The sequence below is a fragment of the Pedobacter sp. Bi27 genome (genome assembly GCF_918698255.1).
Taxonomy (GTDB): Bacteria; Bacteroidota; Bacteroidia; order Sphingobacteriales; family Sphingobacteriaceae; genus Pedobacter.
Window position 1 is genome coordinate 219809 of the sequence record NZ_CAKKMW010000007.1, and the last position, 25802, is coordinate 245610.

Annotated in this window: 22 protein-coding genes; 9 read left to right on the top strand and 13 right to left on the bottom strand. The window is 37.5% G+C overall.

Annotated elements, in window-relative coordinates; translation table 11 throughout:
• Window positions 1-388 precede the first annotated feature (388 nt).
• Entirely contained in the window at window positions 389-760 is a 372-nt protein-coding gene (locus LQ227_RS21770; RefSeq protein ID WP_230146005.1) for a diacylglycerol kinase family protein, read from the top strand.
• Here the strand turns inward: LQ227_RS21770 and LQ227_RS21775 are convergent.
• From LQ227_RS21775 to LQ227_RS21785, 3 genes are all read right to left on the bottom strand, one after another.
• Window positions 749-1315, bottom strand: a complete 567-nt coding sequence (locus tag LQ227_RS21775; RefSeq protein ID WP_230146004.1) for a DUF922 domain-containing protein — start codon at window positions 1313-1315, stop codon at window positions 749-751. The genes LQ227_RS21770 and LQ227_RS21775 overlap by 12 nt on opposite strands.
• Before the next feature lie 119 nt (window positions 1316-1434).
• A complete protein-coding gene (locus LQ227_RS21780; protein ID WP_230146003.1) occupies window positions 1435-2034 on the bottom strand; it encodes a hypothetical protein in 600 nt (199 codons plus the stop codon).
• A complete protein-coding gene (locus LQ227_RS21785) occupies window positions 2021-2518 on the bottom strand; it encodes an RNA polymerase sigma factor (RefSeq protein WP_029275756.1) in 498 nt (165 codons plus the stop codon). Before LQ227_RS21785 ends, LQ227_RS21780 begins: the two co-directional genes overlap by 14 nt.
• Before the next feature lie 304 nt (window positions 2519-2822).
• Between LQ227_RS21785 and LQ227_RS21790 the strand changes: the two genes are divergently transcribed.
• From LQ227_RS21790 to LQ227_RS21805, 4 genes are all read left to right on the top strand, one after another.
• Window positions 2823-4199 carry a dicarboxylate/amino acid:cation symporter gene (locus LQ227_RS21790; protein WP_230146002.1) on the top strand — a complete coding sequence of 459 codons (1377 nt, stop codon included), beginning with the start codon at window positions 2823-2825 and terminating at the stop codon, window positions 4197-4199.
• 129 nt (window positions 4200-4328) lie between these two features.
• Window positions 4329-4829, top strand: a complete 501-nt coding sequence (locus LQ227_RS21795) for a hypothetical protein (protein WP_230146001.1) — start codon at window positions 4329-4331, stop codon at window positions 4827-4829.
• A 201-nt stretch (window positions 4830-5030) separates the two neighbouring features.
• Window positions 5031-5393 carry a BlaI/MecI/CopY family transcriptional regulator gene (locus LQ227_RS21800; protein WP_108201046.1) on the top strand — a complete coding sequence of 121 codons (363 nt, stop codon included), beginning with the start codon at window positions 5031-5033 and terminating at the stop codon, window positions 5391-5393.
• Between the two features lie 5 nt (window positions 5394-5398).
• Window positions 5399-6895, top strand: a complete 1497-nt coding sequence (locus tag LQ227_RS21805; RefSeq protein ID WP_230151063.1) for a M56 family metallopeptidase — start codon at window positions 5399-5401, stop codon at window positions 6893-6895.
• A gap of 205 nt (window positions 6896-7100) precedes the next feature.
• Here LQ227_RS21805 and LQ227_RS21810 read toward each other — a convergent pair whose 3' ends face one another.
• Entirely contained in the window at window positions 7101-9761 is a 2661-nt protein-coding gene (locus tag LQ227_RS21810) for a TonB-dependent receptor (RefSeq protein WP_230151065.1), read from the bottom strand.
• On the bottom strand, window positions 9758-10714 hold the full coding sequence (locus LQ227_RS21815; RefSeq protein WP_230151067.1) for a GLPGLI family protein: 957 nt from the start codon (window positions 10712-10714) through the stop codon (window positions 9758-9760). Before LQ227_RS21815 ends, LQ227_RS21810 begins: the two co-directional genes overlap by 4 nt.
• 1482 nt (window positions 10715-12196) lie before the next feature.
• On the opposite strand from LQ227_RS21815, the gene rplU reads away from it, so the two are divergent.
• The 3 genes from rplU to LQ227_RS21830 all read left to right on the top strand — a co-directional run bounded on the left by rplU (window position 12197) and on the right by LQ227_RS21830 (window position 14303).
• On the top strand, window positions 12197-12508 hold the full coding sequence (gene rplU / locus LQ227_RS21820) for a 50S ribosomal protein L21 (protein WP_025146774.1): 312 nt from the start codon (window positions 12197-12199) through the stop codon (window positions 12506-12508).
• A gap of 52 nt (window positions 12509-12560) precedes the next feature.
• Window positions 12561-12989 carry a 50S ribosomal protein L27 gene (gene rpmA, locus LQ227_RS21825; RefSeq protein ID WP_230145997.1) on the top strand — a complete coding sequence of 143 codons (429 nt, stop codon included), beginning with the start codon at window positions 12561-12563 and terminating at the stop codon, window positions 12987-12989.
• 471 nt (window positions 12990-13460) lie between these two features.
• Complete coding sequence (locus LQ227_RS21830; protein ID WP_230151069.1) at window positions 13461-14303, top strand: hypothetical protein; 843 nt, start codon at window positions 13461-13463, stop codon at window positions 14301-14303.
• Between the two features lie 107 nt (window positions 14304-14410).
• On the opposite strand, the gene LQ227_RS21835 is transcribed toward LQ227_RS21830, so the two are convergent.
• From LQ227_RS21835 to LQ227_RS21860, 6 genes are all read right to left on the bottom strand, one after another.
• Window positions 14411-15385, bottom strand: a complete 975-nt coding sequence (locus LQ227_RS21835) for a polyprenyl synthetase family protein (RefSeq protein WP_230145995.1) — start codon at window positions 15383-15385, stop codon at window positions 14411-14413.
• 45 nt (window positions 15386-15430) lie between these two features.
• On the bottom strand, window positions 15431-17563 hold the full coding sequence (gene rnr / locus LQ227_RS21840) for a ribonuclease R (RefSeq protein WP_230151071.1): 2133 nt from the start codon (window positions 17561-17563) through the stop codon (window positions 15431-15433).
• A gap of 312 nt (window positions 17564-17875) precedes the next feature.
• Entirely contained in the window at window positions 17876-18916 is a 1041-nt protein-coding gene (locus LQ227_RS21845) for an exo-alpha-sialidase (RefSeq protein ID WP_230151072.1), read from the bottom strand.
• A 6-nt stretch (window positions 18917-18922) separates the two neighbouring features.
• Complete coding sequence (locus tag LQ227_RS21850; RefSeq protein ID WP_230151074.1) at window positions 18923-20629, bottom strand: ABC transporter ATP-binding protein; 1707 nt, start codon at window positions 20627-20629, stop codon at window positions 18923-18925.
• On the bottom strand, window positions 20629-20892 hold the full coding sequence (locus tag LQ227_RS21855) for a hypothetical protein (RefSeq protein ID WP_230145991.1): 264 nt from the start codon (window positions 20890-20892) through the stop codon (window positions 20629-20631). The genes LQ227_RS21850 and LQ227_RS21855 overlap by 1 nt, the downstream gene beginning before the upstream one ends.
• Window positions 20893-21606: a 3'-5' exonuclease gene (locus LQ227_RS21860; RefSeq protein WP_230145990.1), complete on the bottom strand. Its 714-nt coding sequence runs from the start codon at window positions 21604-21606 to the stop codon at window positions 20893-20895.
• 97 nt (window positions 21607-21703) lie between these two features.
• Between LQ227_RS21860 and LQ227_RS21865 the strand changes: the two genes are divergently transcribed.
• Window positions 21704-22201 carry a DUF1579 domain-containing protein gene (locus tag LQ227_RS21865; protein ID WP_230145989.1) on the top strand — a complete coding sequence of 166 codons (498 nt, stop codon included), beginning with the start codon at window positions 21704-21706 and terminating at the stop codon, window positions 22199-22201.
• A gap of 52 nt (window positions 22202-22253) precedes the next feature.
• On the opposite strand, the gene LQ227_RS21870 is transcribed toward LQ227_RS21865, so the two are convergent.
• Together LQ227_RS21870 and LQ227_RS21875 are read right to left on the bottom strand one after the other, a co-directional pair.
• Window positions 22254-23150, bottom strand: a complete 897-nt coding sequence (locus tag LQ227_RS21870) for a DUF72 domain-containing protein (protein ID WP_230145988.1) — start codon at window positions 23148-23150, stop codon at window positions 22254-22256.
• A gap of 935 nt (window positions 23151-24085) precedes the next feature.
• Window positions 24086-25474: an arginine decarboxylase gene (locus tag LQ227_RS21875; protein WP_029277861.1), complete on the bottom strand. Its 1389-nt coding sequence runs from the start codon at window positions 25472-25474 to the stop codon at window positions 24086-24088.
• Window positions 25475-25802 lie beyond the last annotated feature (328 nt).

The following is a 25802-nucleotide window of genomic DNA, read 5'->3' on the forward strand; positions in this document are numbered from 1 at the left end:
TCATCCTTGCCTCGGCTCGCCGCCGCCGATGGGCTCTTTCTTTTTGCTGTCAAAAAGAAACAAAAAACACCGGCTGAAAATTTTTCTTTCAAAGCTAGTGGGTAGGCTGGGTCGGTGGAGCCCGAAAAATTTGTTAGGCCGGATTTAAGTAGAACGGGGATACCGTGCTATGGCCTAGCTGGATGGAAATTCGATGGCGGCTAAAATATTGATTAATAGTTGTTTATAGAATAACGTCAATGGTAGCGTAGTCGAAGGGTCTTTTCTTGTGCTGAATAAATCGGTTATAGCATGTGCTTTAAGATTGTTTTGTGGCTCGCAATGACGACGACCACACTAATTCATCATCCTGAACTTGTTTCAGGATCTATCACGCAATTTAAAAACAATGAACAACGAAAAATTTTCTATCATCGATCGGATCAGGAGCTTTAAATATGCTTTTAACGGACTAAAACTGTTCTTCGTTAACGATCATAATGGAAGAGTTCATTTGTTTGCAGCAATCGTTGCCATTGGTTTATCCTTTTACCTGAAAATTTCCGGTTCAGAATGGATTGCCATTTTATCTGTTATTTCGGCTGTTTTTGTTGCCGAAATTTTAAATTCTGCTCTCGAAAAACTGGCCGATGTGGTTTCTCCAGAATATCATCCTAAAATTAAAGTGGTAAAAGATTTGGCTGCTGCTGCGGTTTTGGTGGCCGCGTTTTTAGCTTTGGTCGTTGGTGCCATTATTTTTATCCCAAAACTATTTTTGTAATTCGGCCATAGCAGTCCTCGATTCTTCAATCTTATCCTGGATAATGTCATCCCATCGGGCCTGCATTTTATGGTTGCTGCCATGCTCGGTTTCTTCATCATAGTTACGTTGCATGGTGTCGAAATAATTGCTGATCTGATTGGCGAGTTCAGATATTTGAGCTTTATAGTTGCTTACAGCATAGTTCCGGTTTTTTAATACCCTTTCGGCCTCCAATAATAAAACATACTGAATATCGGCGTGGCCTTGTTCGTGGTGTAAAAGACTTGCCCTAATTTCAGGATCTTTAATTTTATCCCACTTAACCCAAGATCTCGTTTTATCAATGCTCACATCATTTTTAAGCTTAATGGCAACGCGATTACGGTAAACAGTGCTGGAGTAACTGTATTTCCATGTCATAGCAGTCAGCGCAAAAAATGGCGAGCGCATATCGGCTTTGCCTTTAAAATGCGTTTCCCAATTCAATTGAATCGGCTCGGAAAAATCTTGTTTAAAAGCAAAAGTACATGGCAGTGCCAGCAAAAATAAAAGGAATATAATATGTCTTTTCACCTGTGTAATTTTAGTTTCAACGCTGGTGAAGCTATCATGACTTAGTTATTCCATTGTTAAATGGTAAATCATGATGGTTTCATGTGTTGGTTTTTACAGTGAAAAAACCGTGCCTAAAATTATTCGGGAGTAGAAATCTGTCCGCTAATGCGCTCAAATTTCTCGATCAATAAAGCTATACGTTCTTTTTCCCTGCTCATCACCGCCTTTCTTAATATCGTTGAACAAAATAACATCCATATCGCTGTTAAGCCAACAGCTAAAACTTTTTGAACAGTGTTGAAGTGCGCAAGAATTTCTACAAAATAAAATATGATGCCCAAGGAAAGTGCAATCATATAAAACCAATATAAGGAGTTGTAAAGTTTATAACGGTTTAATTGATAGGTTTTTAGGTTGTTTAAATATTCGTGCGGGTGAGCGGTGAAATCGGTTTTCGAAATTAGCCTGTAATCGCGGTACAGAATTAAGGTATATACGCCAATGGCAATAATGGTGATGCTGATTCCTACGTGTGTGGTCCACGATTCGAAGTGAAAAAAGATCCACAATGCAGCAATGGCAATAAAGGATGCCAGCATACCCAAAATGTTCAAAGCCGATTTCAGCTTGATGCCATTTACTTCTTTCTTCGCTTGTTGCAGCATTTCATCAGCAGAAACCTTAACTTCTACCTCGTGCTTTTGCCACAACTCCTGTATTTGATCAAACGCTTGCATACTGGCTATATAGTTCTGTTAATTTTTGTTTAATACGGTGAATTTTTACCCTCAAATTGCCTTCGCTTATTCCAGATATGTCGGCAATTTCGTGGTATGGTAATTCATCAAGTACCATTGTAATAATTAAACGGTCATTCTCTTCGAGCTTGGATATACATTTATAAAGTAAGGCAACCTGTTCATTTTTCTCTGAAAATTCCTCTATTTTATTTTCTATAATGTTATCTGTTAATTCGTCTTTCGCCTGTCTTTTTTCTGATCTCAAATAAGTTAAACAAGTATTCACGGCAATTCTATAAATCCACGTAGAAATTAAAGATTTGTTTCTGAACTTATCCAGATTTTGCCAAACCTTTAAAAAAGTTTCCTGTAGAAGATCGTTTGCAGCGTCGGTATCGCCAGTATAACCATAACATAAATGGAATATCTTTTTGGAATTTGAATCGAAGATCTCTTTAAATAACTTGTCTTTTTGTTCCATTTAGGGGTTTATAGTTGCGTTTTAGATGAGGATGTACATTTTTTGTTACACCAGAAATCAAAAATAATATATTTTTTGATGCTATTGACTTAAAAGTTTTTAACTACAGATGCACACAGATAAGCACGGATTTTCGTATCTGTGTGCATCCTTTCTATCTGTGGTTAAATTATTTCTGCTTTGTCGAATGGCTTAACTCAACAACGTTGATATATTTTTTAATGCCAGCTGTTATCAAAATTTGTTACACGCCGTAAATATCGTAGTTTTACCAAATTAAGAGTACCACAAACTTTTTATATTCATGAAAAAAAACAAACTCACGCTTTTCATTTTCTTAGCGCTGATTGCGGGTATTGCATTGGGCTATATTTTAAATGTCAATTCAATCGATGTCTATAACCAGAAAATACTCACTGCCGATGCGAAAGTTAAAAGTATAGAGGTAAGCATTGCCAAAACGACCGATACCACTAGTATTGGCTATACACAACTTAAGGCCGAAAGAAAAGTAAATGCTAAAATCAAAAAAGAAAACGAAGATATCAGGGAGAAAAAATTAGAATATTTTACGTTGTTGAGCGATATCTTTCTTCGCCTGATTAAAATGATTGTTGCGCCATTGGTATTTACAACCTTAGTAGTTGGTGTAGCCAAAGTAGGCGATATTAAGGCCGTAGGTAGAATTGGCGGTAAAACATTGGGCTGGTTTTTGGCCATGTCGTTAATGTCGCTGGTACTGGGTATGATTTTGGTAAACTTATTCGAACCCGGAAGACATATGAAATTATCATTGCCCGATCAATTGGTAAATACCGGGATACAGAAAGCATCGATGAGTGTGAAAGATTTTATCGCGCACGTTTTTCCAAAAAGCATTGCCGAATCGATGTCAACCAACGAAATTTTGCAGATTGTTGTATTCTCTTTATTCTTTGGTGTAGCAACAGCTGCCATTGGTGATTTAGGCCAGATTGTAATTAAAGCATTCGATGCCATTGCGCACGTAATCTTAAAAATGACCGGTTATGTAATGAATTTTGCACCATTGGCCGTTTTTGGAGCAATGACCGCCATTGTGGCCAAACAAGGTTTGAATGTACTTAATACCTATGCCATATTTATAGGCGAATTTTATCTGGGTTTGGCCATACTCTGGGCAGTTTTAATTTTCTTAGGGTTTTTGGTACTGAAGAAGCGTATTTTCCGTTTGGTAAATGATATGAAAGAGCCTGCGCTCTTGGCTTTCAGTACAGCGAGTAGCGAAGCAGCTTATCCAAAAACAATGATGCTTTTAGAGCGTTTTGGCTGTAAAGATAAAATTGTAAGTTTTGTACTGCCATTGGGTTATTCGTTTAACCTGGATGGTTCGATGATGTACATGACCTTTGCTTCCTTATTTATTGCGCAGGCTTATGGCATTCATTTAGGTTTCGAGCAGCAAATTTCGATGCTTTTAATCCTCATGTTAACCAGTAAAGGAATTGCTGGTGTACCAAGGGCATCATTAGTGGTAATTGCTGGTACCATCGCGAGCTTTAATATTCCGGAAGCAGGATTAGCTTTGTTAATTGGTATTGATCCTTTATTGGATATGGGCCGCTCTGCAACTAATGTTGTTGGAAATAGCATCGCAACAGCAGTGGTAAGTAAGTGGGAAGGAGAGCTTAAGGAGGCGTAAGTCTAAAGTCGGCAGTCTTGAGTCCTATTGTCTCATTCAATAATTCATTCATTCAAACATTCAATAACTCAATTATTCAATCAATCTCTCATTCAATAATTAAATATTCATTCAATAATTCAACATCAAGTGTCAAGTAGAGGAAAAAAAATATTCTTAGCCATTACCATTATCGTTCCGATGATCATTTATTGTTACATCTATTATAAACCTATTATACAGAATGCGCCTTTTCGTAAAGATGATTTTGTGTCAATGCAATATAGTTATGGTTTAAAAGATACTTTGGAGAACACATATGATTCAAAGACTGGTGTTTACCACTACGTAAATAATAAAGACTCAGTAGTTACCAAAAAGTTCTTTTTAAAGAGCAATGATGTGTTATACATGCATAGAAAGGCAAACGAAATCGGCCTTTGGAATTTCCCAGATACCATTGGTAAAAAAAGTGATAAATCCAGACTGGTACCGCGTTATGATATCACTTTCAATTATAAAAAGAAGTCAAAACACGTGACCATTTATGGCGACTTTGATGGCAATCCAAAATTACTGGATGCGGCTGTTCAAATGAGAAAAATCATTCAGGAAACGTTATTACAAGCCGAAAAAAGAAGCGGGAAGTAGGTCAGGTTAGTCGGGAGTCCAGAGTCTCAAGTCGATTAAATTAAATTGGCGTTTGAGACAATTAACCGATTAAACCATTGACCAATGCATTAAATGGTCAATAAACCAAAAAAGACTTTAATAAAGCGTTAAATGTTAGCGTTTTGTTAAAGTCTTTTTCCTTTTAGGATGTTTTCGTATATTTACGATATATTCGTAATAATGGAAAAATTAACATTGCAGGAAGAGGAAGCCATGCTGGCTGTTTGGCAGATAGGTAAGGGCTTTATCAAAGATTTTATGGATGTACTTCCCGATCCCAAACCACCGTATACTACATTGGCATCTACCATCAAGAATTTAGAACGCAAGGGATATTTGATGAGCGAACGTTTTGCCAATGCTAACCGCTATAGTGCAAAAGTTAAGGAAGTAGAATATAAAAAGCGCTTTATGAGTGGTTTTGTGAATAATTATTTCCAGAGCTCTTATAAAGAACTGGTTGCTTTTTTTGCAAAGGATAAAAAAATAAGTGCGGAGGAACTTAAAGAGATTATAAATTTAATTGAGAACCCTGAAAAGTAAATGCCATGCCACATTTCTTTATCATTTTATTGAAAATTAATCTGGTGCTGATCTTGTTTTCTGCAACCTATTACCTGGTGTTGCGGAGACTAACATTTTACTCCATCAACAGGATATTTCTGCTGTTTGGAATCGTCTTTTCTTCTGCCTATCCATTTATTAACCTCACCGAGTTTTTCGCCGGCAGGAAAACTGTACCTGCCTTTGTTCCACAATTTAACCAGCATGTAAGTGAATTTGTAAGACAAGATGCCGTTTCGGTATTTTGGCAAGGACTTACGGTGCTTTTTTATACCGGTGTTTTATTGATGGCCTTAAGATTACTAGTGCAGTTTATTTCGCTTTATAGCATGCATAAAAATTCTTCACCCGATCATTTAGATGATTATAAGGTGAGGATTTTAAACGATGAGGTAAGTCCATTTAGTTTTTGGCAGACCATTTATATCAATCCGCGTCTGCATAAAAAGCAAGATTTAAACAATATTCTAGAACATGAAAAAGTACATGTAGAAGAATGGCATACTTTAGATATTATTCTGGCCGAAATCTGTGTGGTTTTCTATTGGTTTAATCCAGGGGTTTGGTTGATGAAAAAGGCAGTAAGGGAAAATATTGAGTTTATTACCGACGCAAAGATTTTAAAAAAAGGGATCGATAAAAAAGCTTATCAATATAGCTTGCTAGATGTTGGAACGTTGCAGTCACCGATAGCTATTGTGAATAATTTTAATCTATCCGACCTTAAAAAGCGGATTAAAATGATGAACGCGAAACGTTCATCAAAAGTAAATTTAACCAGGTATTTATTTGTGTTACCGATATTGCTTTGCGTTACCTTAGCGTTTACCATCGATAACAAGGAGGTAAAGAAAAGTTTAGCACCCCTAACCAAAATGGTGGATGATGTTTTGCCCGAAAAGGTTGCTGCGGTAGCTGTACAACCTAAAACAGTTTTAAAAGCTAAATTCAAAAAGAGAATAATCATTGATACGCTGAAAGCACCCGATACCACCACCAAAATGACTTTTATTTTTAAAAGCATTGTAGACGGTGCAGATTCTTCACGAAAATCGATAGAAGAGACTTTAAAAGGTTTAGGTAAGCAAGTGAAGATCATGAGGTTTAAAACGGATGGAACTTTTAAAGGCAAAAATTTTGTACAACATTTTAGCTTTACTGATACCTCAAATGCAGACCATAAAAATATTACTATTAATGTTTTAGCTGACAAAAATGGTGATTTCGAAAATTTACCAATACCAAGGAAAAACGGTGTTGCGATGTTTTATTTTTTAAAATCAACGGACAAAACTTCATCTGCTGAAGACGGAAATCAACGTGTAACAGGCAATGGAACTATAGTTAACGAAACCACAACCTATTTTTTAAATGGCAATAAAATATCAAAAGAGGAGCTTGATAAATTGAATGTAAATAAAATTTCTGATCTCAAAGTTGATAGAAATAACCAGGCAATCCAGATTAGTATGAAGCCATAGTTGATTTCATCTGATTCGTCATTTCGAGCGCAGTTGCTATTGAAAAAAAATCTGCGTTTATCCTCTAAATCTGCAGGAAAACGAATAGCCAATCGTTTTTTTCCCGCAGATCAAAAAGATTTCGCAGATTTAAGTTCGAAGACCTGTTCATCTGATTGTATTCAGAAGGCTTTGTCGTTCCTCCTCGAAATGTCGAATCTATTTATTAAAAATTAAAAGTAGCCTTCAGCATGGCCACCCTTCCTGGTATATAATAAGTTCCGGTGGTGAGTGAATTTGCAGAAAGATAAATTGCATCAAACCTTTTGATATTGGTCAGATTGGTTATGCCAAATTCTAAATCTGTTTTCATTTTTAATAGTTTGTATTTGATGTTCATATCTGCAAAAAGATATTTCAGATTAGGTTGTGTAGATTGATGCGTAAATAAATGCTCTACGGATAAATTTAAATACACATTTCTAACGGTGGCAATGGCCAGGGTAGATTGCTGCCTAAGCTGCTGGAAATTAGTTTTAATTGCATCGGCCACTTTAGCTTTATTATCGGTTACCGCAAAATTTGCGAGGTACCACCAATTGATAAAATTGGTAAGTTTCGCTTCTATACCTATTTTATAAGAAACCGTTTGTGCATTAAAGGCAAACAGTTCATTATTCTGCAATTGATCGTATTTACTCTGCGAAAAACTTACTCCAGCGCTTACTGTACTTCTCAGGTCGAAAAGATATTTACTTGCATTTGCACTCAATGAGAGGGTACGGATGTGGTTGTTTAGCGGTAAAACAATCCTTTGCTGAATGTTGTTGCTCAAACTGTATGAAGAAATGGTGTTCAGTTTAGCATCACTGTAGTTAGCTGTTAAATTGATAAACAACATCTGCATCGCTTTTCTAAAGTTAAAGCCAGCCGCAACGTTATGGGTTTTCGATTCCGAAATCGGTGCATTGTTCGCGAAAAGTGAGCGGTAATTCTTTAATACTGTACCACGATAAACATCGTCAATTCCTCCCAAATCATTTCGGAAGGCATAATTTGCCGTTACATAATTCTCAGGACTTGTTTGATATTTAAAATTAAATGAAGGGTTTAGGAATAATTTGTGGAGGCTTTTGTCCAGTTGATTTACCTCATCACTGTACTTGATCTGGTTATAACTCAAGGGTAAACTCAGTCCTGTTTTCAATTTATCGTTTGTAAATTCATAGGTTGCATCTGCATAGAGTTTGGTTTTAAGCCAGTCCAGATCGTTTACCGCATTACCCGAAACCAGTTCTGTTTGCTGGTTATTTTGTGTACGGTAAAGTTCAGTGTTGAGCTGTTGCTGCTGTACATTAAAACCTGCCTTATAGGTTTGTACGAAATTGTTTTTTACAAAAGCAAACGATGCATAATTATTGGTGTACCAGGTTGGTATTTTAATGTACTGGTTTAAGCCGAGGTAACTATTTCCGTTGTTTAAGATATCGGCATTGAGGCCCGGTGTAATGTTTAGCGTTTCAGGCTGTGTTGTGCGGTTTAAATAGGAGTAGAGGTTGATTACATCTTCCGACTTCAATTTTTTTCGGTAATTAAATTCATTAGAAATATCGAGGGTTTCCTGCCGGAGTATCTGATTGGCCGCAACATTATTGATTACAAAGCCAGAAGAAGTTTTATAAGGTGCATAATCCAATACAAAGTTGTTGTTCAGATAGTATTTTTCTGCATTTCCGTTTAAGTTGAATTGGGTTCTTAATTTTTGCGGATTGATCGCATTGTTCTGCGATTCTGAATAACTGATGATTTGGTCCGAAAGGTAAGTTTCCGAAAATTTGCTGTATTGTTGATCGCGCTGATCATATAAGTACGAAAGGTTTGCCCTCAATTGCAGGTCCTGATTAAACTTATATAAGTTGTTTAGATTGATTAGTCCAGCTTTATTAAAAAGATACCTGCTTTGCGGTAAAGAGGGCACACCGGCAGCTCCTGTAGACAGCAATCCACTCGGCTTATCGTTGTCGAGGCGTTTTAAATAATCCGATAAATTATGCGAGGTGAGGTCAATACCCGGATCGTTACCAATGTTATTGCCTTTAATATTATTGATAAACTTTAGTTTTTTATTGAACAGCATTGCTGTGAGGTTTTCGTCAAAGCGGTCGGGCATTCCGGCACCGACCGTGGCATCGCCCATTACCTTAAGTTTAGCATCGTCTTTAATCACCAGGTTAAGTGCAACATCATCACTCATGTTGTTTTTGCGCATCATTTTAATCGGTTGATCATTCTGGATCACCTGTACCTTATCAACAGCGCTCTGTGGGATGCTTTTAGTGCCAATGTTATACTTGTCGTCCAAAAGATTATCACCATCTACATACAGGTTAGAAATGGCTTTTCCGTTATAGCTGATCTTTCCATTTTCGGCAACTTCGATACCAGGCATTTTTTTAAGTACATCGCCGATACTTCTATCTTGTTTATCGGCAAAATCAGATGGCCTGTAATTTAAGGTATCACCATTTGCCTTTAAAGATGGTCGGTTTTTTACGGTAACTGTTTCTAATGCGGTTTCGCTGTTCTGCAGAACCAGATCATAACTTTTGTTTACATCGGCCACAACCGTGCTCAGTTTTTTATAGCCAATGCTCGATGCTTCTATTTTATAGCCGGAAATCTGATCATTTTTTAAAGCAATACTAAACTCGCCATTGCGGTTGGTTCTGCTAAAATTAATAATATTTCCCTCGGGATCTTTTAAACTGATATTAACAGATTCAATCGCTTTTCCCTTGCTATCCTTAACCATTCCTTTGATCGGTTTTTGTGCCAGCACCGAAAAAGCAGCAAACAGCAGCACCAGCATTATAGCGCATTTTCTCATTTTTTCTCTGGAATTTCGATTGGATTGTTGATCTCGGGTTTGCTTATCGTTGTGCCTCCAGCCGGGCGGGGAGCAGGATTAGCCTTAAAAGAACCTTGCATGCCACTTGCGGCCATTTGGGCCTGCATAAAACCTTGAGGATCTTTATTTCTGGCTTCTTTAAGTTTATCTAGTTCTTTCCTTGTGGTTTTAATGGCATCTGCAGGTAATTTAATCTCCGATCCAAGGTAAGAGGTACTCACATCTATTCCCACCATTTTTACTACGCCTGTGCCATTGGGCGTTACAATTTTGCCATCCTCACCTGAGTTTGTTTGGTTGGCATCGTCTTTTACGTTTTCAAGGCCAGCGAATGTAAATTTTACTTCTTTTTTCTCATCATAAGCTTCTACAATTAAGCCTGGTAATCCATTTAATTTCCATGGACCACTTTGAAAAGGTATTTCTGTGGCAAACCAGGCAATCCATTTTCTGCCTTTAAAGTTTGTGGTAGCTTTTTGGCAGGCTATTCCCGAAAAGCTCATGGTGTCCTTTAAAATCTTCCAGTCAATTTGTGGAGCAGTTTCTTCAACAAGGTAATTGTTAAATAAGCGCTCTTTGGTAATCATTTTATGTTCATTGGCAAAAAAGAAATAATCTTCCTGTGTTAACGGAGCTTTCATTTCACTTTTCACCTCGATTTTGATATTGGAGTTGCCTGTTTGGTTTTTCATCTGCTCCTGAATCTGCTTCTGGGTATTTAACGCTTGGTTCAGCTTATCGTAACTGGTATAAACAGAAGCATTTTTTCCCGTTACAAGCAACATATTTTCAGTGCGGGGCTTATCCCTTTGGGTAGTATCCGCAATGTGCGTAAGAGTATATCTTACTCTGGCCAGGGCCTTATCAGGGCTTTGGGCTTTAACTGAAAAGCTTAGTACTGTTGCTAAACAGATAATTAAGGTTGGTTTCATGAGATCTGGTTTTAAGTTGTCTATTTAATTTTCGTAAAACTACGAATAATTCGTAGTTGTGAAAATGCTTTAACATTTTTTAACGAAAAGAATTAAGTAGGCGCTTCAGCTGCGGAGATATAGATTAACGGAGAATTATTGCTATTATCTTAAGGTGAAAGAAGAATTTGTCATTCTGAATGTAATGAAGAATCTCTCTGGGCTGAACTAGGTTCTAAGTCTGTTAAGTAAAAATTCTTCGCTGCGTTGAAAATGACAGTTGACCCTGACTGGAATACTACTCAGGAAAATATTTGGAAATGAATGGTTATAGATCTATCGGTTGGTGCCTCACCGACCGAAACCCAATAGTATGCCCGCAAGGGTTTAATTACGATTTGGAAATAATCGGCTTGTGGTTCTTGGCAGGCTTCAGTCCTGCTTTACGCTTTACTCCGTTGCACTTCGTGTTCGCTCCAATCAGGTTTAGGAACAAGGGTTTCTTCCCCTTGCAACTCCGAAAATGAAATACTGTTTTGGCCCAATAGCCCAGCTGAAGCGTTACCCCAATGTCATTAAGGTAAGCGCTTTTAACCACGGATGCACACAGATAAACACGGATTTCATATCTGTGTACATCCTTCCTATCTGTGGTTAAATTAATGCTCCAGTATAAGCATTCACAGGAATAGGCTGTAGGGTAGGCTTAATCTAAGGATTATTGAACCAAGATTATATCTATCGGTTGGTGTCTCACCGACCGAAACGCAATAGTATGCCCGCAAGCGTTTAATTATGATTTGGAAATGATCGGTTTGTGGTTATTGGCAGGCTTCAGTCCTGCTTTACGCTTTACTCCGTTGCACTTCGTGTTCGCTCCAATCAGGTTTAGGAACAAGGGTTTGTGCACCCTGCACCCATAAAATGAAATGCAGTCTTAATTAGATCTATCGGTTGGCGTCTCACCGACCGAAACCCAATAGTATGCTCGCAAGCGTTTAATTATGATTTGGAAATGATCGGCTTGTGGTTATTGGCAGGCTTCAGTCCTGCTTTACGCTTTACTCCGTTGCACTTCGTGTTCGCTCCAATCAGGTTTAGGAACAAGGGTTTGTGCACCTTGTACTCATAAAAATGAAATGCAGTCTTAATTTTCTAGCCCTGGTTGAAGCGTTACCCTGCAGCAACGAGGTACGAGGAAGCGAAGCGTATAAGCGTAAAACGGGAAGAAACTTAATATTTTGCACTGACCTTGCGCTCCAATCGTAAGTGTTTGCTTCAATAGAAAGGAAGGCCGGCTTAGCCTAAGAATTATTAAGCCATGATTTTCAAAAAATGCAATTAACATAGTTGTCAAATCGATCTTGAAATCCTTAAATTCTCCGAATCCTGATGCCGTATGATTTTAGTGAAAAATATTTTCGATATGTATTTGTGTGTTAATTGAATTTGTTCTATATTTGCACCTCGTTAAATAAAAATTAAAAAACTAATATTTAAACAATGTACGCAATAGTAAATATAGCAGGGCAGCAATTTAAAGTTGCTAAAGACCAGCACCTTTTTGTACACAGATTACAAGGAGATGAAGGCGCTAGTATTGAATTTGATAATGTATTGTTGGTTGACAACGGTGGTGCAATTACTGTAGGTGCTCCTGCAGTTAAAGGTGCTAAAGTTTCAGCTAAGATCGTATCTCATTTAAAAGGTGATAAAGTAATTATTTTCCACAAAAAACGTAGAAAAGGTTACAAAAAGAAAAATGGTCACCGCCAGTTTTTCACTAAGATTCAGATCTCTGACATCACTCTATAATTAATTGTTAACCCAATAATTCGCTTTTTAGCGAGTTACAAAATATAAAATCATGGCACACAAAAAAGGAGCCGGTAGTTCGAAAAACGGACGTGAATCGCATAGTAAGCGTTTAGGTATTAAAATTTTCGGTGGGCAATTAGCTATCGCTGGAAACATTTTAGTACGTCAACGTGGAACAAAACACCACCCTGATAAAGGTGTTGGTATTGGTAGAGACCACACTTTATTTGCTTTAGTTGATGGTACTGTAATTTTCAGAAAGAAACAAGATAACAAATCTTATGTTTCTATCCTTCCTATCACTGAAGCTGAAATCGAAGCAGCAGTAGCTAAAGCACCAGTTGCTAAAAAAGCGGTTGCGAAAAAAGAAGTTGTAGCTGAAGAGGCTGTTGAAGCAGCACCAGTTGCTAAAAAAGCACCTGCTAAAAAAGCAGCTAAAAAAGACGAAACTACTGAAGAAGCTGCACCTGCAGAATAATTAGTAACAATTTATAAAGGAAAGTCCCGATGCAAATCGGGACTTTTTTTGTTTTTATATGGTTCACTGGTTCATTAGTCATTAGTCAAATCAGTTAATTGGACGAAGCAATCTTAACGCGATCACTTTATTATAGTTTTTCACCATATAAGGAATGTAAGAACATATGGGGCATTGAGCTTATATGTAACTTATGTGTCTCTTATAGGTTCAGTTTTTTTGCCGCTATATCATAAAGGAACTAAACTTTGTGTTCTTTGTGACTTGGTGGTTAATCTTTTCTCTGCTGTCATTAATATTGATTTTTTTACAATAAATTACCTTTTAGGGTGGCACATTGAGTAGACCGATTAATCGACGCCAAACCCAAAACGCCCTACGCTAAACTCAACTAACTGTTAAAGCCTGTTAAATAACAAAATTTAACAATTCATCGCGATACATTCGTATATCATTATTTAATTATTTGCGATGAATTTTAAAATACTCAGCTTATCTGTTTTTTCTATTATGTTAGTCAGCTTTTCGGTTAAAGCACAAGATGTAGAAGAGAATATCCGTATGGTGAAACCATTTAAGGCCGATGGTATATCGAACGAGTGGAACGAGCCGCTTAACCAATACAATGATGCCACCAAACTGGCCTTTGCGCTGGCCAACGACGACAAAAACCTGTATATCATTATCGAATCGTTAGATCCGCAAACCACTTTTAGTGTGCTAAGAGGTGGCATTACCTTAAATATCAACACTGAGGGTAAAAAGAAAGACGGTATTAAGTTAACTTTTCCTTTAATGGAAAGACCTCCCATGCCGAAAGAAGGAGAGGAGCATCCTGAACATATTCCTTTATCGCCAGATGGGGCCACACAAGATCCCGTAATGATGAATAAAAGCATTCGAGTCTCAGGCTTTAAAAATATTGCTGATGGTGAGCTGCCAGCGATGAATCAGGACGGTATCGAAACCGGAATGAGCATTCATCCCAATAGAGATCTTATTTACGAATTAAGCATTCCATTAGCACAATTACAGGTAGGATTAGACCTTAAAAAGCCATTGGCGTACAATATCAAAATTAATGAGCCGAATAAATCTGGTTTTAAAAGAGAAGGTAGGCCTGAAGGTGCAAACGGTGGTAAAGGCAGATCGGGTGGTAGAGGTGGAATGGGAGGCGGGGGTATGGGTGGAGGCGGCCGTGGCGGTATGGGTGGTGGAAGAATGGGCGGTGGAGGTCAACGACCACCAGAAGGCGGAGAATCTGCAGCCAAATCTTCTGATTTTTGGATCAAGTATAAGTTGGTAAAGGCCTAAGTAAAATATATGAAGTACGTCATCTCGACTGAAGCGCAGCGAAATGGAGAGATCTTTAGATATAGATTTCTCGGCTTCGTTGCTCTTCGCTCGAAATGACGAATACCTTAATATTCCCTGGCCATTAACTGATCTGTAAGCGTTAAAAGATTCGCTTTGCGCTCATCGCTTACATTAATCTGCGCAAATACAGCTAAAGCTTTGTTGAGGTAATTGTTCATGCTTTCTTTAGCAATATCCTGAATATCCAAAGTATCGTATACCTGGCGCACAGTATCTACTTTTTCCTGCACATTAAATTCTTTATAGCCTGTCCAGGTATCTAATGATGCCCTGGTTTCTCCATCGGCAAGTTCGAAGGCTTTTAATAGCAGAAAGGTCTTTTTATTGGCTATAATATCGCCACCAACCTGTTTTCCGAATTTTTCAGGATCAGCATAAACGTCTAAAATATCATCCTGTAACTGAAAAGCAATGCCGATATTTTCGCCAAACTGATAAATTAAGTCTGCATCTTTTTCTGAAGCACCAGCGATAATGGCTCCAAGTTTTAAAGCACCACCCAAAAGGACTGCCGTTTTTAACCTGATCATGTTGATGTATTCTTCAATACTCACATCATCACGGCCTTCAAATTCCATATCCAATTGCTGACCTTCGCAAACGCCTTGTGCCGTAGCATTAAAGGCATTCAACACCGGACCTAGAAAAGCCGGATTCACCTTCGCAAGGTTTTTATTTGCTTCCACCATCATCACATCACCACTTAAAATGGCAATATTGGTGCTCCATTTTTCGTGTACGGTGGCTTTCCCTCTACGGAGTGGTGCATTGTCCATAATGTCGTCATGAACAAGTGTAAAATTATGAAAGATTTCAATGGCCATAGCGGCGTGAACAGATTCGTTTGCATCTCCACCAAACAACTCTGTCGCCATTAAAACCAATAGTGGTCTTACCCGTTTCCCACCCAGATTAATGATATAAGTAATCGGATCGTAAAGCTGTTTAGGATGATCCGGAAACTTTAAATTTTGTATTGCAGTATCTAAAATTTGTTGTAATTGTTCTGTAGTATGCATTGTAATTATTGCGTAAACACTGTGTTTAAGGCACAATTTTAAATTTTAATCTGGAATTAAGGTGAAATCGATTTGACGTTTAGAAAGATCTACTTTTTTCACCCTGATCATCACTTCATCTCCCAGCTGGTATTTTTTCTTTTTGCGTTGGCCTACAATACAGTAGTTTTTCTCATCAAGCACATAAAAATCGTCTGATATGTCCCTTAAACGGATCATGCCTTCACATTTGTTCTCTTCTATCTCAACATACATACCCCATTCGGTAACACCCGAAATAATGCCTTTATATTCCGTACCGATATTGTTTTCTAAGTATTCGGCCTGTTTGTATTTAATAGAAGCACGTTCAGCATCTGCAGCTCTTTTCTCCATTGCCGAAGAATGTACAGAGGCCACTTCGTAAAATTCCATATCAGCAGATTTACCTCCATCTAAGTAAGTCTGTAAAAGCCTATGCGCCATCACATCCGGATAACGGCGGATAGGGGAAGTAAAGTGAGTGTAGTATTCAAAAGCCAAACCATAATGACTGGTTTTTTTAGTAGAATAAATTGCTTTTGCCATAGATCTGATGGCCAGCGAAGTTAGGATATTCTGTTCTTTCTTGCCTTCTACATCAGCCATTAAATTGTTTAGTGATTTGGCAATTTCTTTATCTGATTTGGTGTTGATTTTATAACCGAAACGTGAAGCAAAGGTTGCGAAAGTATTCAGGGTTTCCATATTTGGCGAATCGTGCACACGATAAACAAAGGTCAGTTTGTCTTTTCCTTTAGTTTTCTTGGCTATAAACTCGGCAACTTTACGGTTGGCCAAAAGCATGTAATCTTCAATCAGTTTATGCGCATCTTTACGCTCTTTTACATAAACACCAATTGGTTTGCCAGCTTCATCCAGTTTGAATTTAACTTCGGTACTTTCGAAACTGATGGCCCCGTTTTTAAATTTACGGTCGCGAAGGATATAAGCCAGTTCGTTCAGTTTCAGGATTTCTGCTGCATAATCACCTTCTTTATTTTCGATTACTTCTTGTGCTTCTTCGTAACTAAATCTTCTGTCGGAGTGGATTACCGTTCTACCGTACCATTCAGATTGAATATTCGCCTGCTCGTCCAGTTCAAAAACAGCCGCAAAACATAATTTATCTTCATGTGGACGTAATGAACATACACCATTACTCAAACGCTCTGGCAGCATCGGGATCACACGGTCTACCAAATAAACCGAAGTGGCACGGCTGTACGCTTCTTTATCAAGATCGGTTCCCTGGATTACATAATGCGAAACATCGGCAATATGCACACCAATTTCGTGGTTTCCGTTAGGCAGTTTTTGATAAGAGATGGCATCATCGAAATCTTTCGCATCTGCCGGATCTATGGTAAAGGTTAATACCTTTCTAAAATCTTTTCTTTTGGCAATTTCTGCTGCAGGAATTTCTTCAGGAATGGCATTGGCTTCGCGTTCTACCTGGGGAGGAAACTCTAAAGGAAAACCATACTGTGCTAAAATAGCATTCATTTCGGTATTGTTCTCGCCCTGGTTACCCAGTACATGTTTAACAATCCCGATTGGATTTTTTGCGCTTTCAGGCCAATCTGATAGGGTTACTAATACACGCTGACCATTTTTGGCTTCGTGGGTATCGGCCAGAGGCACAAAAATATCGTGCATCATTTTTTTATCATCAGCAATTACAAATGCAAAACGATCTGATATCTTGATTACACCTGTAAAATCTGACTTTGCCCTTTTAATGATTTCGACAACTTCACCATCGTTTTTACGACCGCTTTTCTTCGCAAAAACATAAGCCTTTACGGTGTCACCATGCAATGCATTTTTAAGTTTCCTTGGAGCTACAAAAACATCTTTCTCAAATTCATCTTCCGGAACAATATAAGCTGAACCATCGGCAGTCATATCAACCGTACCGATAATAAAGTTCTGCAGTTCTTTAAGTTTAAATTTACCTTTTTCTGGTTCTAAGAAAATGCCCGTACTTTTCCCTTCTTTTAAGATCTCGAGAATGGTTTCTCTCGATTCTTGATCGTTCAAATTTAATTTGGCCGAAACCTGCTTGTAATTAAGCAGCTGATTATTGTTTTTTTCAAAAACATCACTAACCAATTGATTCAGAACTAATTTTATATTTGCCGATTTTTTCTTTGCCATATGCTAAACTGAATTTACCGAAGATACAGAAAAGATGCTCAGGATGGAAAATATAGCGGATAATATGTAAAAGGCATGATGATTTTAGTTCATTGGTTCATCGGCCATTGGTTCATCGGTAAAGCAAATCGGCTACTTGCTGGTTTTTAATAGCTCACTGTTGATAGGCCAAGATGGGTTAGCGAAAATTGCTATTGACTATCTACGATTAACCACGAATAAAATAAATAATATTCAAGATTAAACCTTATTTCTAACCCTCATTCCATCTTATGGACTATGGACTATGGACTATGGACTATGGACTATGGACTATGGACTACGGACTAACCTGATCTCCACGTAAGTAATTTTCTTCCGCTCTGCGGTATAGCTCAAATGGATGTTGCCGTTTCTATCCTGAATAATGGCCGGATAGCTATATTCGCCTTTAGCATGGTTTTCTAGTGTGTAAATATCCTGCCAGTTTTCACCATTGGTTGATATGGCCAGTTTTAATACTGATCTGCCTTCCCACCAGTTTTTACCTGCTGTTAACGGATTGTAAACCAGTAATTGCCGACCATCTTTCAGGGTTACGGCATCGCTACCAGAATTTGGATTAGGCAATTGGGTAGCCTTAAGTTTTGACCAGGTTTCGCCATTATTTTCCGACCAGCTTTCTACAATCACATTTTGCCTGCTTCTGCATAATAACTGTAACCTGCCGTTTGGATAGGTTAAAATAGATGGTTGGATTACACCAAAAGTATCACAGTTGATATTGATCTTTTTCCAGTTTTTACATTCCGCATCTGATTTTTCAATGTGGATGGCCCATGTTTTTTCATCTAAACTTTCTGTACTTGAGGGATATAGAATTGTTCCATTTGGTAATTGGATAGGTTTGTTTTTAATTGGCCCTAGAAAATCTTTAGGCAATTTCTGTGCTTTAGACCATGTTTTTCCATTGTTAATAGATGTTTTATATTCTGCCCACCAGATTCTTGGATTTGGACCAACCTTATAATGTAAAAATAACGTGCCGTTTTTTGTTTTAAAAAGCACAGGATTCCAGCAGGCAAATCTGCTGGTATCGTTTATTATTCCATCTGCAATTTCGATCGGTAAACTCCATTGCGTGCCGGTTTTTATTGATGACCAGATTACTACGTCTTTATTGCCTTCATGTTTACCGCCAAACCAGGCAGCCATTATTTTTCCTTTACCTAAATCAACCAGGGTTGAGGCATGACAGGCCTCGAATGGCGCCTTTTCAAAAATAGTAGTCGACTGAATGATTTCTACTTTTTGTGCATAAATGTTTAAAGAAAGAAAAATCAGTGTAAAAGTAATTGAAAGATTTCTAAGCATTTTTTATTATTGGTGTCCTGGAATGGCCTCGATCAGTTTTTGGGTGTAAGCTGCTTTTGGCGCATAAAATATCTGCTCGGGAAAACCCTCTTCTTCAATTTTTCCTTTATTCATAACTAAGATACGGTCTGAAATATGCTTTACAACCGCCAGATCATGAGAAATGAAAATATAGGTAAGTCCGAATTCGCGTTGGAGATCTTTGATGAGATTTAAAACCTGCGCCTGAACAGAAACATCTAAAGCAGATACCGATTCGTCACAGATGATAAATTTAGGTTGTAAAGCTAAAGCCCTTGCGATCACTACACGCTGCCTTTGTCCGCCACTAAATTCATGCGGATATCGGTTAAAATGTTCTTCTTTTAAACCTACTTTATCAAGCAATTCCAGTACTTTTTGTTTACGCTCGCTATCGTTATGGTATAATTTATGCACTTGCAGTGGTTCTAAAATCGATTGACCGATACTTAATTTCGGATTTAATGAAGCGTAGGGATCCTGAAAAATAATCTGAACATCTTTCCTTAACTTCCGTAAGGCTGTTTTGTCGATGTGTGTAATGTTTTCTCCATTAAAAATGATTTCACCAGAAGTAGGCTGTATCAACCGTAAAATGGTACGGCCAAGAGTGGTTTTACCACAACCCGATTCGCCAACCAGACCTAAGGTTTCACCAGGAAAAACCTCAAAATTCAACTGGTCAACAGCTTTAACATAATCAGTCGTTTTACCGAAAAGACCATTATGGATAGGATACCAGGTACACAGATCTTTAATCTGAAGTAAGGGTTTCTGGGTATAAAGTTCCGCTCTCCGTATGGCTATTTCTGCTGTTGTTAGTTGGTTTGAAGCCTGTAAATGTGCTGAAGCATCATCAATTTTTCCGGTAAGGAAATCGGCCACTACCGGTAATTTTTTTAATTGTAGACTAGGTGAGGGACGACAGGCAAGCAAACCTTTGGTGTACGGATGTTGTGGATTTTCAAAAATAGATTTTGCAGGACCTTGCTCTACAATTTCGCCTTTATACATCACAGCAACTTCATCGGCAATTTCATTTACTACACCTAAATCGTGCGAAATAAAGATCATTGCCATATTCCGTTCCTGTTTCAATTTTAACAGGAGCTGTAGAATTGTTTTCTGAACGGTTACATCTAATGCCGTTGTGGGTTCATCGGCTATTAACAGTTTCGGATCGCAGCTTAAGGCCATGGCAATCATTACCCTTTGCTTTTGCCCCCCTGATATTTGATGTGGGTAACTATCAAATATTTTTTCTGGTCGGGGTAATTGCACTTCATTAAATAACGCAATGGTATGTTTTCTGGCTTCCGCTTTATCTACTTCCCTATGCAACATAATGGCTTCTGCCACTTGGTATCCGCAGGTAAAAACGGGGTTGAGCGAAGTCATTGGTTCCTGAAAAATCATTGAGATCTGGTTTCCCCTGATCTGGCGGATTTCGTTCGAGCTGAGGTTGAGCAGGCTAATGTCTTCAAAATCTATTTCACCGGTAATTTTTGCGGCACGTTCATCATGCAAGCGCATAATGGAGAAAGAGGTAACTGATTTTCCAGAACCAGATTCGCCAACAATACCTAAAACGGTTCCTTTTTTCACATTAAAACTGATCTGTTTTACAGCTTTAAACCAGGTTTTCTCATCTTGGTTATAAAAATCGATATTTAGATTTTCTACGTTTAGCATCAAATTTTTGAAATAATAAGCTCATTTGAACCTGTTTCCAAACTGTCATAATCGCCTAAATGATAGTGACAACCAATTGGGGTTTCATCTTGTGCTAAGGAAAGTAGCTGTTTCGCAAGAGAAATGAGTCCTGCTTTATTAGCATGAATTTGGATTTGATTTTCAATAATATCTGTTTTAAGAATAAACCCATCTACCCAGCTAGATTGCAATCCTACCTCATTGTTATATTTTGGAATTTCCAGTTTTACTTCGACCATCATTTAGGTTACAATTGTAATGTTTTCTGCTGGAATTATATCCATACCTTTAAATTTTAACAGAACCTGGGCGGTAGTAATTACATCTTTCTGGCAATAGGTAACAATTCTATCGAGATTTTTTTCTTCATAATAAACTTGCCTTACCTGCGCACCATTGATATCGTCTTTAGGTGTAGGAATATCTAAAATAGCAGCCAACAGGTTTAAAGAAGTAAAATGTTTGTAATCGCCGAATTTCCAGAGTTCCATCGTGTCAATATGGTTTATTTCCCAGGGTTTTTTGCCCGAAAGCTGCAATTGAGCTGGAATTTCTATGCCATTAACCAATAATCTGCGACAGATATAAGGGAAATCAAACTCTTTTCCATTGTGTGCACAAAACATTAAGGTGGGCATTTGTTTACTCAATAACGCAGAAAATTGTAGCAGCATTTCTTTTTCATCATGGCCAAAAATAGATTTAATGCGTAAAGAGCAGGATTTGCCCTGAACATTAAATATTCCCATGCTAATGCAGATTATCTTGCCAAATTCGGCCATAATACCTGCTTTTTCATAAAATTCTTCAGGACTTTGATCAGAACTTCGCTGATAATGTGTTTTCTGCTCCCAAAGTTCCTGGAAATGCGGGGGGACATCCTGAAAAGATGGATATTGAGGTACAGTTTCGATATCGATAACCATTACCTGATTGAGATCTAACGCCTTTAACATAAATAGATAGTTTTCAGTTAACAATTTACAATTTTCAATTCAAAATCTTCTATGCAAACAATTAAACATTACAACTTAAATTTTATAAGTTTGGATTATGGCGAAAAGTAAATTTGAGCAATCTTTGGAAGATGGTGCTCACCAACAGCTTCAAAGTTTAATAGGTACCTGGAATGGGATAACCAAAACCTGGTTCGAAAAGGATGTGCTTGCAGATGAATCTCCAGCTGAAGCAAAAATTACTTCTATTTTAGGCAACCGTTTTATTTCTCTTGATTACCAGGGAAGTTTAGAAGGAAAAGCTTTTGAAGGCAAAATGATTATCGGTTTTGATATTCCTTACCAAAGATTTACAACAAGTTGGATAGATAGTTTTCACATGGGCACGCAGATTATGCTTTCGAGCGGTGAGGCTACAACAAAAGGTTTTTCTGTTTTTGGCGAATATGGCAATCCGGAATATGGCGAGCAGCTTTGGGGCTGGAGAACAGCGCTTGAAATAATTAACGAAAATGAAATCGTATTAACGGCCTACAATGTTTCGCCGGAAGGGGAAGAAGCTAAAGCTACCGAAACGATTTATAGAAGAAAATAAACTTAGAAGAGTCGTCATTCCCAACTTGATTGGGAATGACGTACCAAAAGAACTAAAATAAGCTAGGCGAAGCCTGATTGGCCATTACCGGGATTTTTAAATCAGTTCCTAGAGCTTTATTCAGCTTTTCTGTAAAATAGGCAGAAAATAACGGAGAGGAAAGTTCTACATTCTGGTGAACAAAGAAATACAAGTTTTGCAAACCCTGTTCTTTCCAGCTTACAATTCTTTCAATCCAATCGTCTAAGCGTTTTTTATCTATGTCATCATCGTTTGCGCCAACAAAACGCACAAAGGCGGTGGGCGAAGTTAAACGCATGTGCAGCATATCTCTTCTGCCTGCAGTATCAACAATGATATTGGCTACACCATTTTCCTGAAATAATTGTGCAAATTCGTTGGCAATGGCCGGATTTGAAAACCATTCTTCATTTCTCACTTCAACACCCAAAGGAATTACTTTTGGGAATTCGCTGATTACAATTTTTAGCCTTTCAAAATCTTTAGGTTTAAAGTTATCGTGCAATTGAAGAAAAGCCATTCCTAATTTATCTTCGAAATTACTGATGGCATCGCAATACTGTTCTACAGGTTCTTTAACGTTGATCAACCTTTTAAAGTGACTGATGGTATTGGTGAGTTTTGGAAAAAACTTAAAATCTGCAGGTGTTTTTTGTGTCCAGGTGATTACCTGTTCACGGCTTGGCATACCATAAAATGTGGCATTAAGCTCAATAGAATTAAATTGAGTAGAATAGTAAGTTAATTCATCCTTAGTCCCTTTTGGATAAAAGCCCTTTAAATCGGCCTTATTCCATTTGGCGCAACCTACGTATGCTTGGAAAGATTGTTTAGGTTTATTTGCTGCTAAAATTGCTGCTGTTTCAGGCGCATCAGCAGGAAGCGTATAATCTATAATGGTTGGGTCGTCTACTTGGCCGAATTTCATGTTGGTCTTTTTTATTTCAAATCAAATATATTGAAATGTCCAGCTAATAATCTGTCTTTTTTAATTTCTTTAAAAGATATAATGTAAAGATAATATGGGAAAGTAGCGTAAGTGATATCAAATAGAGCAATTCGTTAATTAGACTGCTATAGGCAATGATATCTATACTTAATCTGTTTTCAAAGTGTTTTATCAACAGATAACCTATATAATAAAAAAGATTAATAGAAAAAATGTAGGCGAAAAATAGCCAGCTTTTTATAAGCTTACGAAATCTAATTAAGTAAAATAGAGGTAGGATTATATTTAAACAGACAACTATTAATTGTTTTAAATTTGGAACGGAAATTACAGAGTGCCAACCGGGAATAATTGAAGTGAAAAAATCACTTGAATACATTAATACTACGAATGCCAAGCAGGATATTAAGATAATTAGAATGATTTTTATAAATATTTTCATCGACCCAAAATTCCCAAATTATTCGTAGATGTAGTCATCCCTGAGTTGTTTTATCGCTAAGTTAATAAAGAAAATTGTAAAGAATTTATCATATGCTGTCGTCACTCTGATCTGATAGCTATCGGATTTATTTCAGGGCCTATCTTGAATAAATGATGGTTAAATAAATTACCAATCGTAGGATGTAAAATTAGTCTTCAGTTTCAGTTGGATAAAGTTCAAAAATAATAGTGAAAGAAATCTTTAAACTCAATTAAAAGATCTCTCCTCCGAAGGAGTTCCTTTGGAACACTCCGGTCGAGATGACAATGCCTCAAAGCTTGTAGCCACTAATCCAATGTTTTGCTTTCAGCAGGATTCACTTTAGTTTAAACAAAAGAAATAAGTTTTCTCCAATGGTTAAAAACGTAAAAAGCGCCAAGTATAAACCTGGCGCTCTTTGCGAAAAACTTTGTGTTCTTTGCGGTTAAACTTAGTAACCCAGAATCTTCAATACCTGCTTGCTATTTTGTTCTTCTCCAAAAACTTCGAAATTGAAACTTTCATCACGGTTTCTGCGGATCAAAACATGTTTCGGGCTTGGCAATAAACAGTGGTGAATACCACCATAACCGCTCAATACTTCCTGGTAAGCACCAGTATGGAAGAAACCTAAATATTGCACTTTACGCGTTTTCGGCATAAATACACTGTTCATGTGTGCCTCCTGGTTATAATAATCCTGCCCATCGCAGGTAATGCCGCCTAAGTTAACCCGCTCATATTCAGCGTCCCAATTATTAATTGGCAATAAAATGTATTTTTGATTCAATGCCCAAACATCAGGTAAATTGGTAATAAAAGAACCATCCAGCATTAACCAACGCTCACGATCATTCTGTTGTTTACGGCCCAATACTTTATATAAAATACCAGAAGCCTCTGCAACCGTATATTTACCAAATTCGGTAATAATATCTGGTTCCATTACGTCGTGGATGGCGCAGATTTCTTTAATCCTTTTTACAATTTCGTTTACCATGTATTCGTAATCGAAATCGAAAACCAACGAATCTTTAAATGGCATACCACCACCAATATCCAGGGTATCTAAATCAGGATTGATTTTTTTGAATTTACAATACAATGTTACGTATTTCTCTAACTCGTTCCAATAATATGGCGAATCGGTAATACCAGAGTTAATAAAAAAGTGTAATAATTTAACCCTGAAATTAGGGTTGTGAACGATTTTATTGTTGTAAAAATCAATAATGTCTTCCATACGCACCCCTAAACGCGAAGTATAGAACTGCGAATCTGGCTGCTCCTCAGCTGCAATACGGATACCTAAGTTACAAGGTGTATCAATATCAACCTCATCATCAAAAAGATTAAACTCTTCTTTGTTGTCTAAAACAGGGATAATATTGGTATAACCATCATGCAACATATCAATGATATATTGTTTGTACTGGTAGGTTTTAAAGCCGTTGCAGATAATGGTGGTATCTTTCGTTAACACGCCTTTTTTCTCCAGCGCATCAACCATCGGCATATCAAAAGCCGAAGAAGTTTCCAGGTGGATGTTGTTTTTTAAAGCTTCTTCTACAATATGCTTAAAATGCGAGCTTTTTGTACAGTAGCAATATTTGTAATCGCCACGATAATTGTTCTTTAAAATAGCGGTTTGGAAAAGAATCTTTGCCTGCTGGATCTTCTTGCTTACCATTGGTAAGTACGTGAAACGTAGGGGAGTACCGTAAGTTTCGATCATTTCCATCAGGTTTAAATCCTGAAAATATAATTCATCATCTATAACATCGAAACCCTCTTGAGGGAAACCAACACTTAGATCAAGAAATTCTGAGTAACTCTGCATTTACTTTTAAATAATTTTTGCAAAAATGTAATTTTAAATCGAGAATTAAACGGTATTGAAAATATTTTTACTGTAAGGAAACGCTTAGCCTGATTTACTATCTGGTCTTAGCCTCTCGCTAAGACTTTCTGATAAATTGTTTAAAAGACGAAATAAGATTAATGTTTAACTCATAATTTGAAAAGCAAGTTCCTACCGATCAGGTTTAGTTGGCAAGGACGGTACTGCTATTTGGGGATTGATAGCTAATGCATCTGTCAGATGGATTTTCCGTGTGCTCCGAGCCTCCGTGGCAAAAATACAATGGTTCGTGGAGACACGAACCACG

Bases quoted from the DNA above. Each gene is read 5' to 3' on its own strand.
- LQ227_RS21770 (WP_230146005.1), top strand. From the start codon at position 389: ATGAACAACGAAAAATTTTCTATCATCGATCGGATCAGGAGCTTTAAA.
- LQ227_RS21780 (WP_230146003.1), bottom strand. From the start codon at position 2,034: ATGCAAGCGTTTGATCAAATACAGGAGTTGTGGCAAAAGCACGAGGTA.
- LQ227_RS21785 (WP_029275756.1), bottom strand. From the start codon at position 2,518: ATGGAACAAAAAGACAAGTTATTTAAAGAGATCTTCGATTCAAATTCC.
- LQ227_RS21790 (WP_230146002.1), top strand. From the start codon at position 2,823: ATGAAAAAAAACAAACTCACGCTTTTCATTTTCTTAGCGCTGATTGCG.
- LQ227_RS21800 (WP_108201046.1), top strand. From the start codon at position 5,031: ATGGAAAAATTAACATTGCAGGAAGAGGAAGCCATGCTGGCTGTTTGG.
- LQ227_RS21805 (WP_230151063.1), top strand. From the start codon at position 5,399: ATGCCACATTTCTTTATCATTTTATTGAAAATTAATCTGGTGCTGATC.
- LQ227_RS21810 (WP_230151065.1), bottom strand. From the start codon at position 9,761: ATGAGAAAATGCGCTATAATGCTGGTGCTGCTGTTTGCTGCTTTTTCG.
- LQ227_RS21815 (WP_230151067.1), bottom strand. From the start codon at position 10,714: ATGAAACCAACCTTAATTATCTGTTTAGCAACAGTACTAAGCTTTTCA.
- rplU (WP_025146774.1), top strand. From the start codon at position 12,197: ATGTACGCAATAGTAAATATAGCAGGGCAGCAATTTAAAGTTGCTAAA.
- rpmA (WP_230145997.1), top strand. From the start codon at position 12,561: ATGGCACACAAAAAAGGAGCCGGTAGTTCGAAAAACGGACGTGAATCG.
- LQ227_RS21830 (WP_230151069.1), top strand. From the start codon at position 13,461: ATGAATTTTAAAATACTCAGCTTATCTGTTTTTTCTATTATGTTAGTC.
- LQ227_RS21835 (WP_230145995.1), bottom strand. From the start codon at position 15,385: ATGCATACTACAGAACAATTACAACAAATTTTAGATACTGCAATACAA.
- rnr (WP_230151071.1), bottom strand. From the start codon at position 17,563: ATGGCAAAGAAAAAATCGGCAAATATAAAATTAGTTCTGAATCAATTG.
- LQ227_RS21845 (WP_230151072.1), bottom strand. From the start codon at position 18,916: ATGCTTAGAAATCTTTCAATTACTTTTACACTGATTTTTCTTTCTTTA.
- LQ227_RS21850 (WP_230151074.1), bottom strand. From the start codon at position 20,629: ATGCTAAACGTAGAAAATCTAAATATCGATTTTTATAACCAAGATGAG.
- LQ227_RS21855 (WP_230145991.1), bottom strand. From the start codon at position 20,892: ATGATGGTCGAAGTAAAACTGGAAATTCCAAAATATAACAATGAGGTA.
- LQ227_RS21860 (WP_230145990.1), bottom strand. From the start codon at position 21,606: ATGTTAAAGGCGTTAGATCTCAATCAGGTAATGGTTATCGATATCGAA.
- LQ227_RS21865 (WP_230145989.1), top strand. From the start codon at position 21,704: ATGGCGAAAAGTAAATTTGAGCAATCTTTGGAAGATGGTGCTCACCAA.
- LQ227_RS21870 (WP_230145988.1), bottom strand. From the start codon at position 23,150: ATGAAATTCGGCCAAGTAGACGACCCAACCATTATAGATTATACGCTT.
- LQ227_RS21875 (WP_029277861.1), bottom strand. From the start codon at position 25,474: ATGCAGAGTTACTCAGAATTTCTTGATCTAAGTGTTGGTTTCCCTCAA.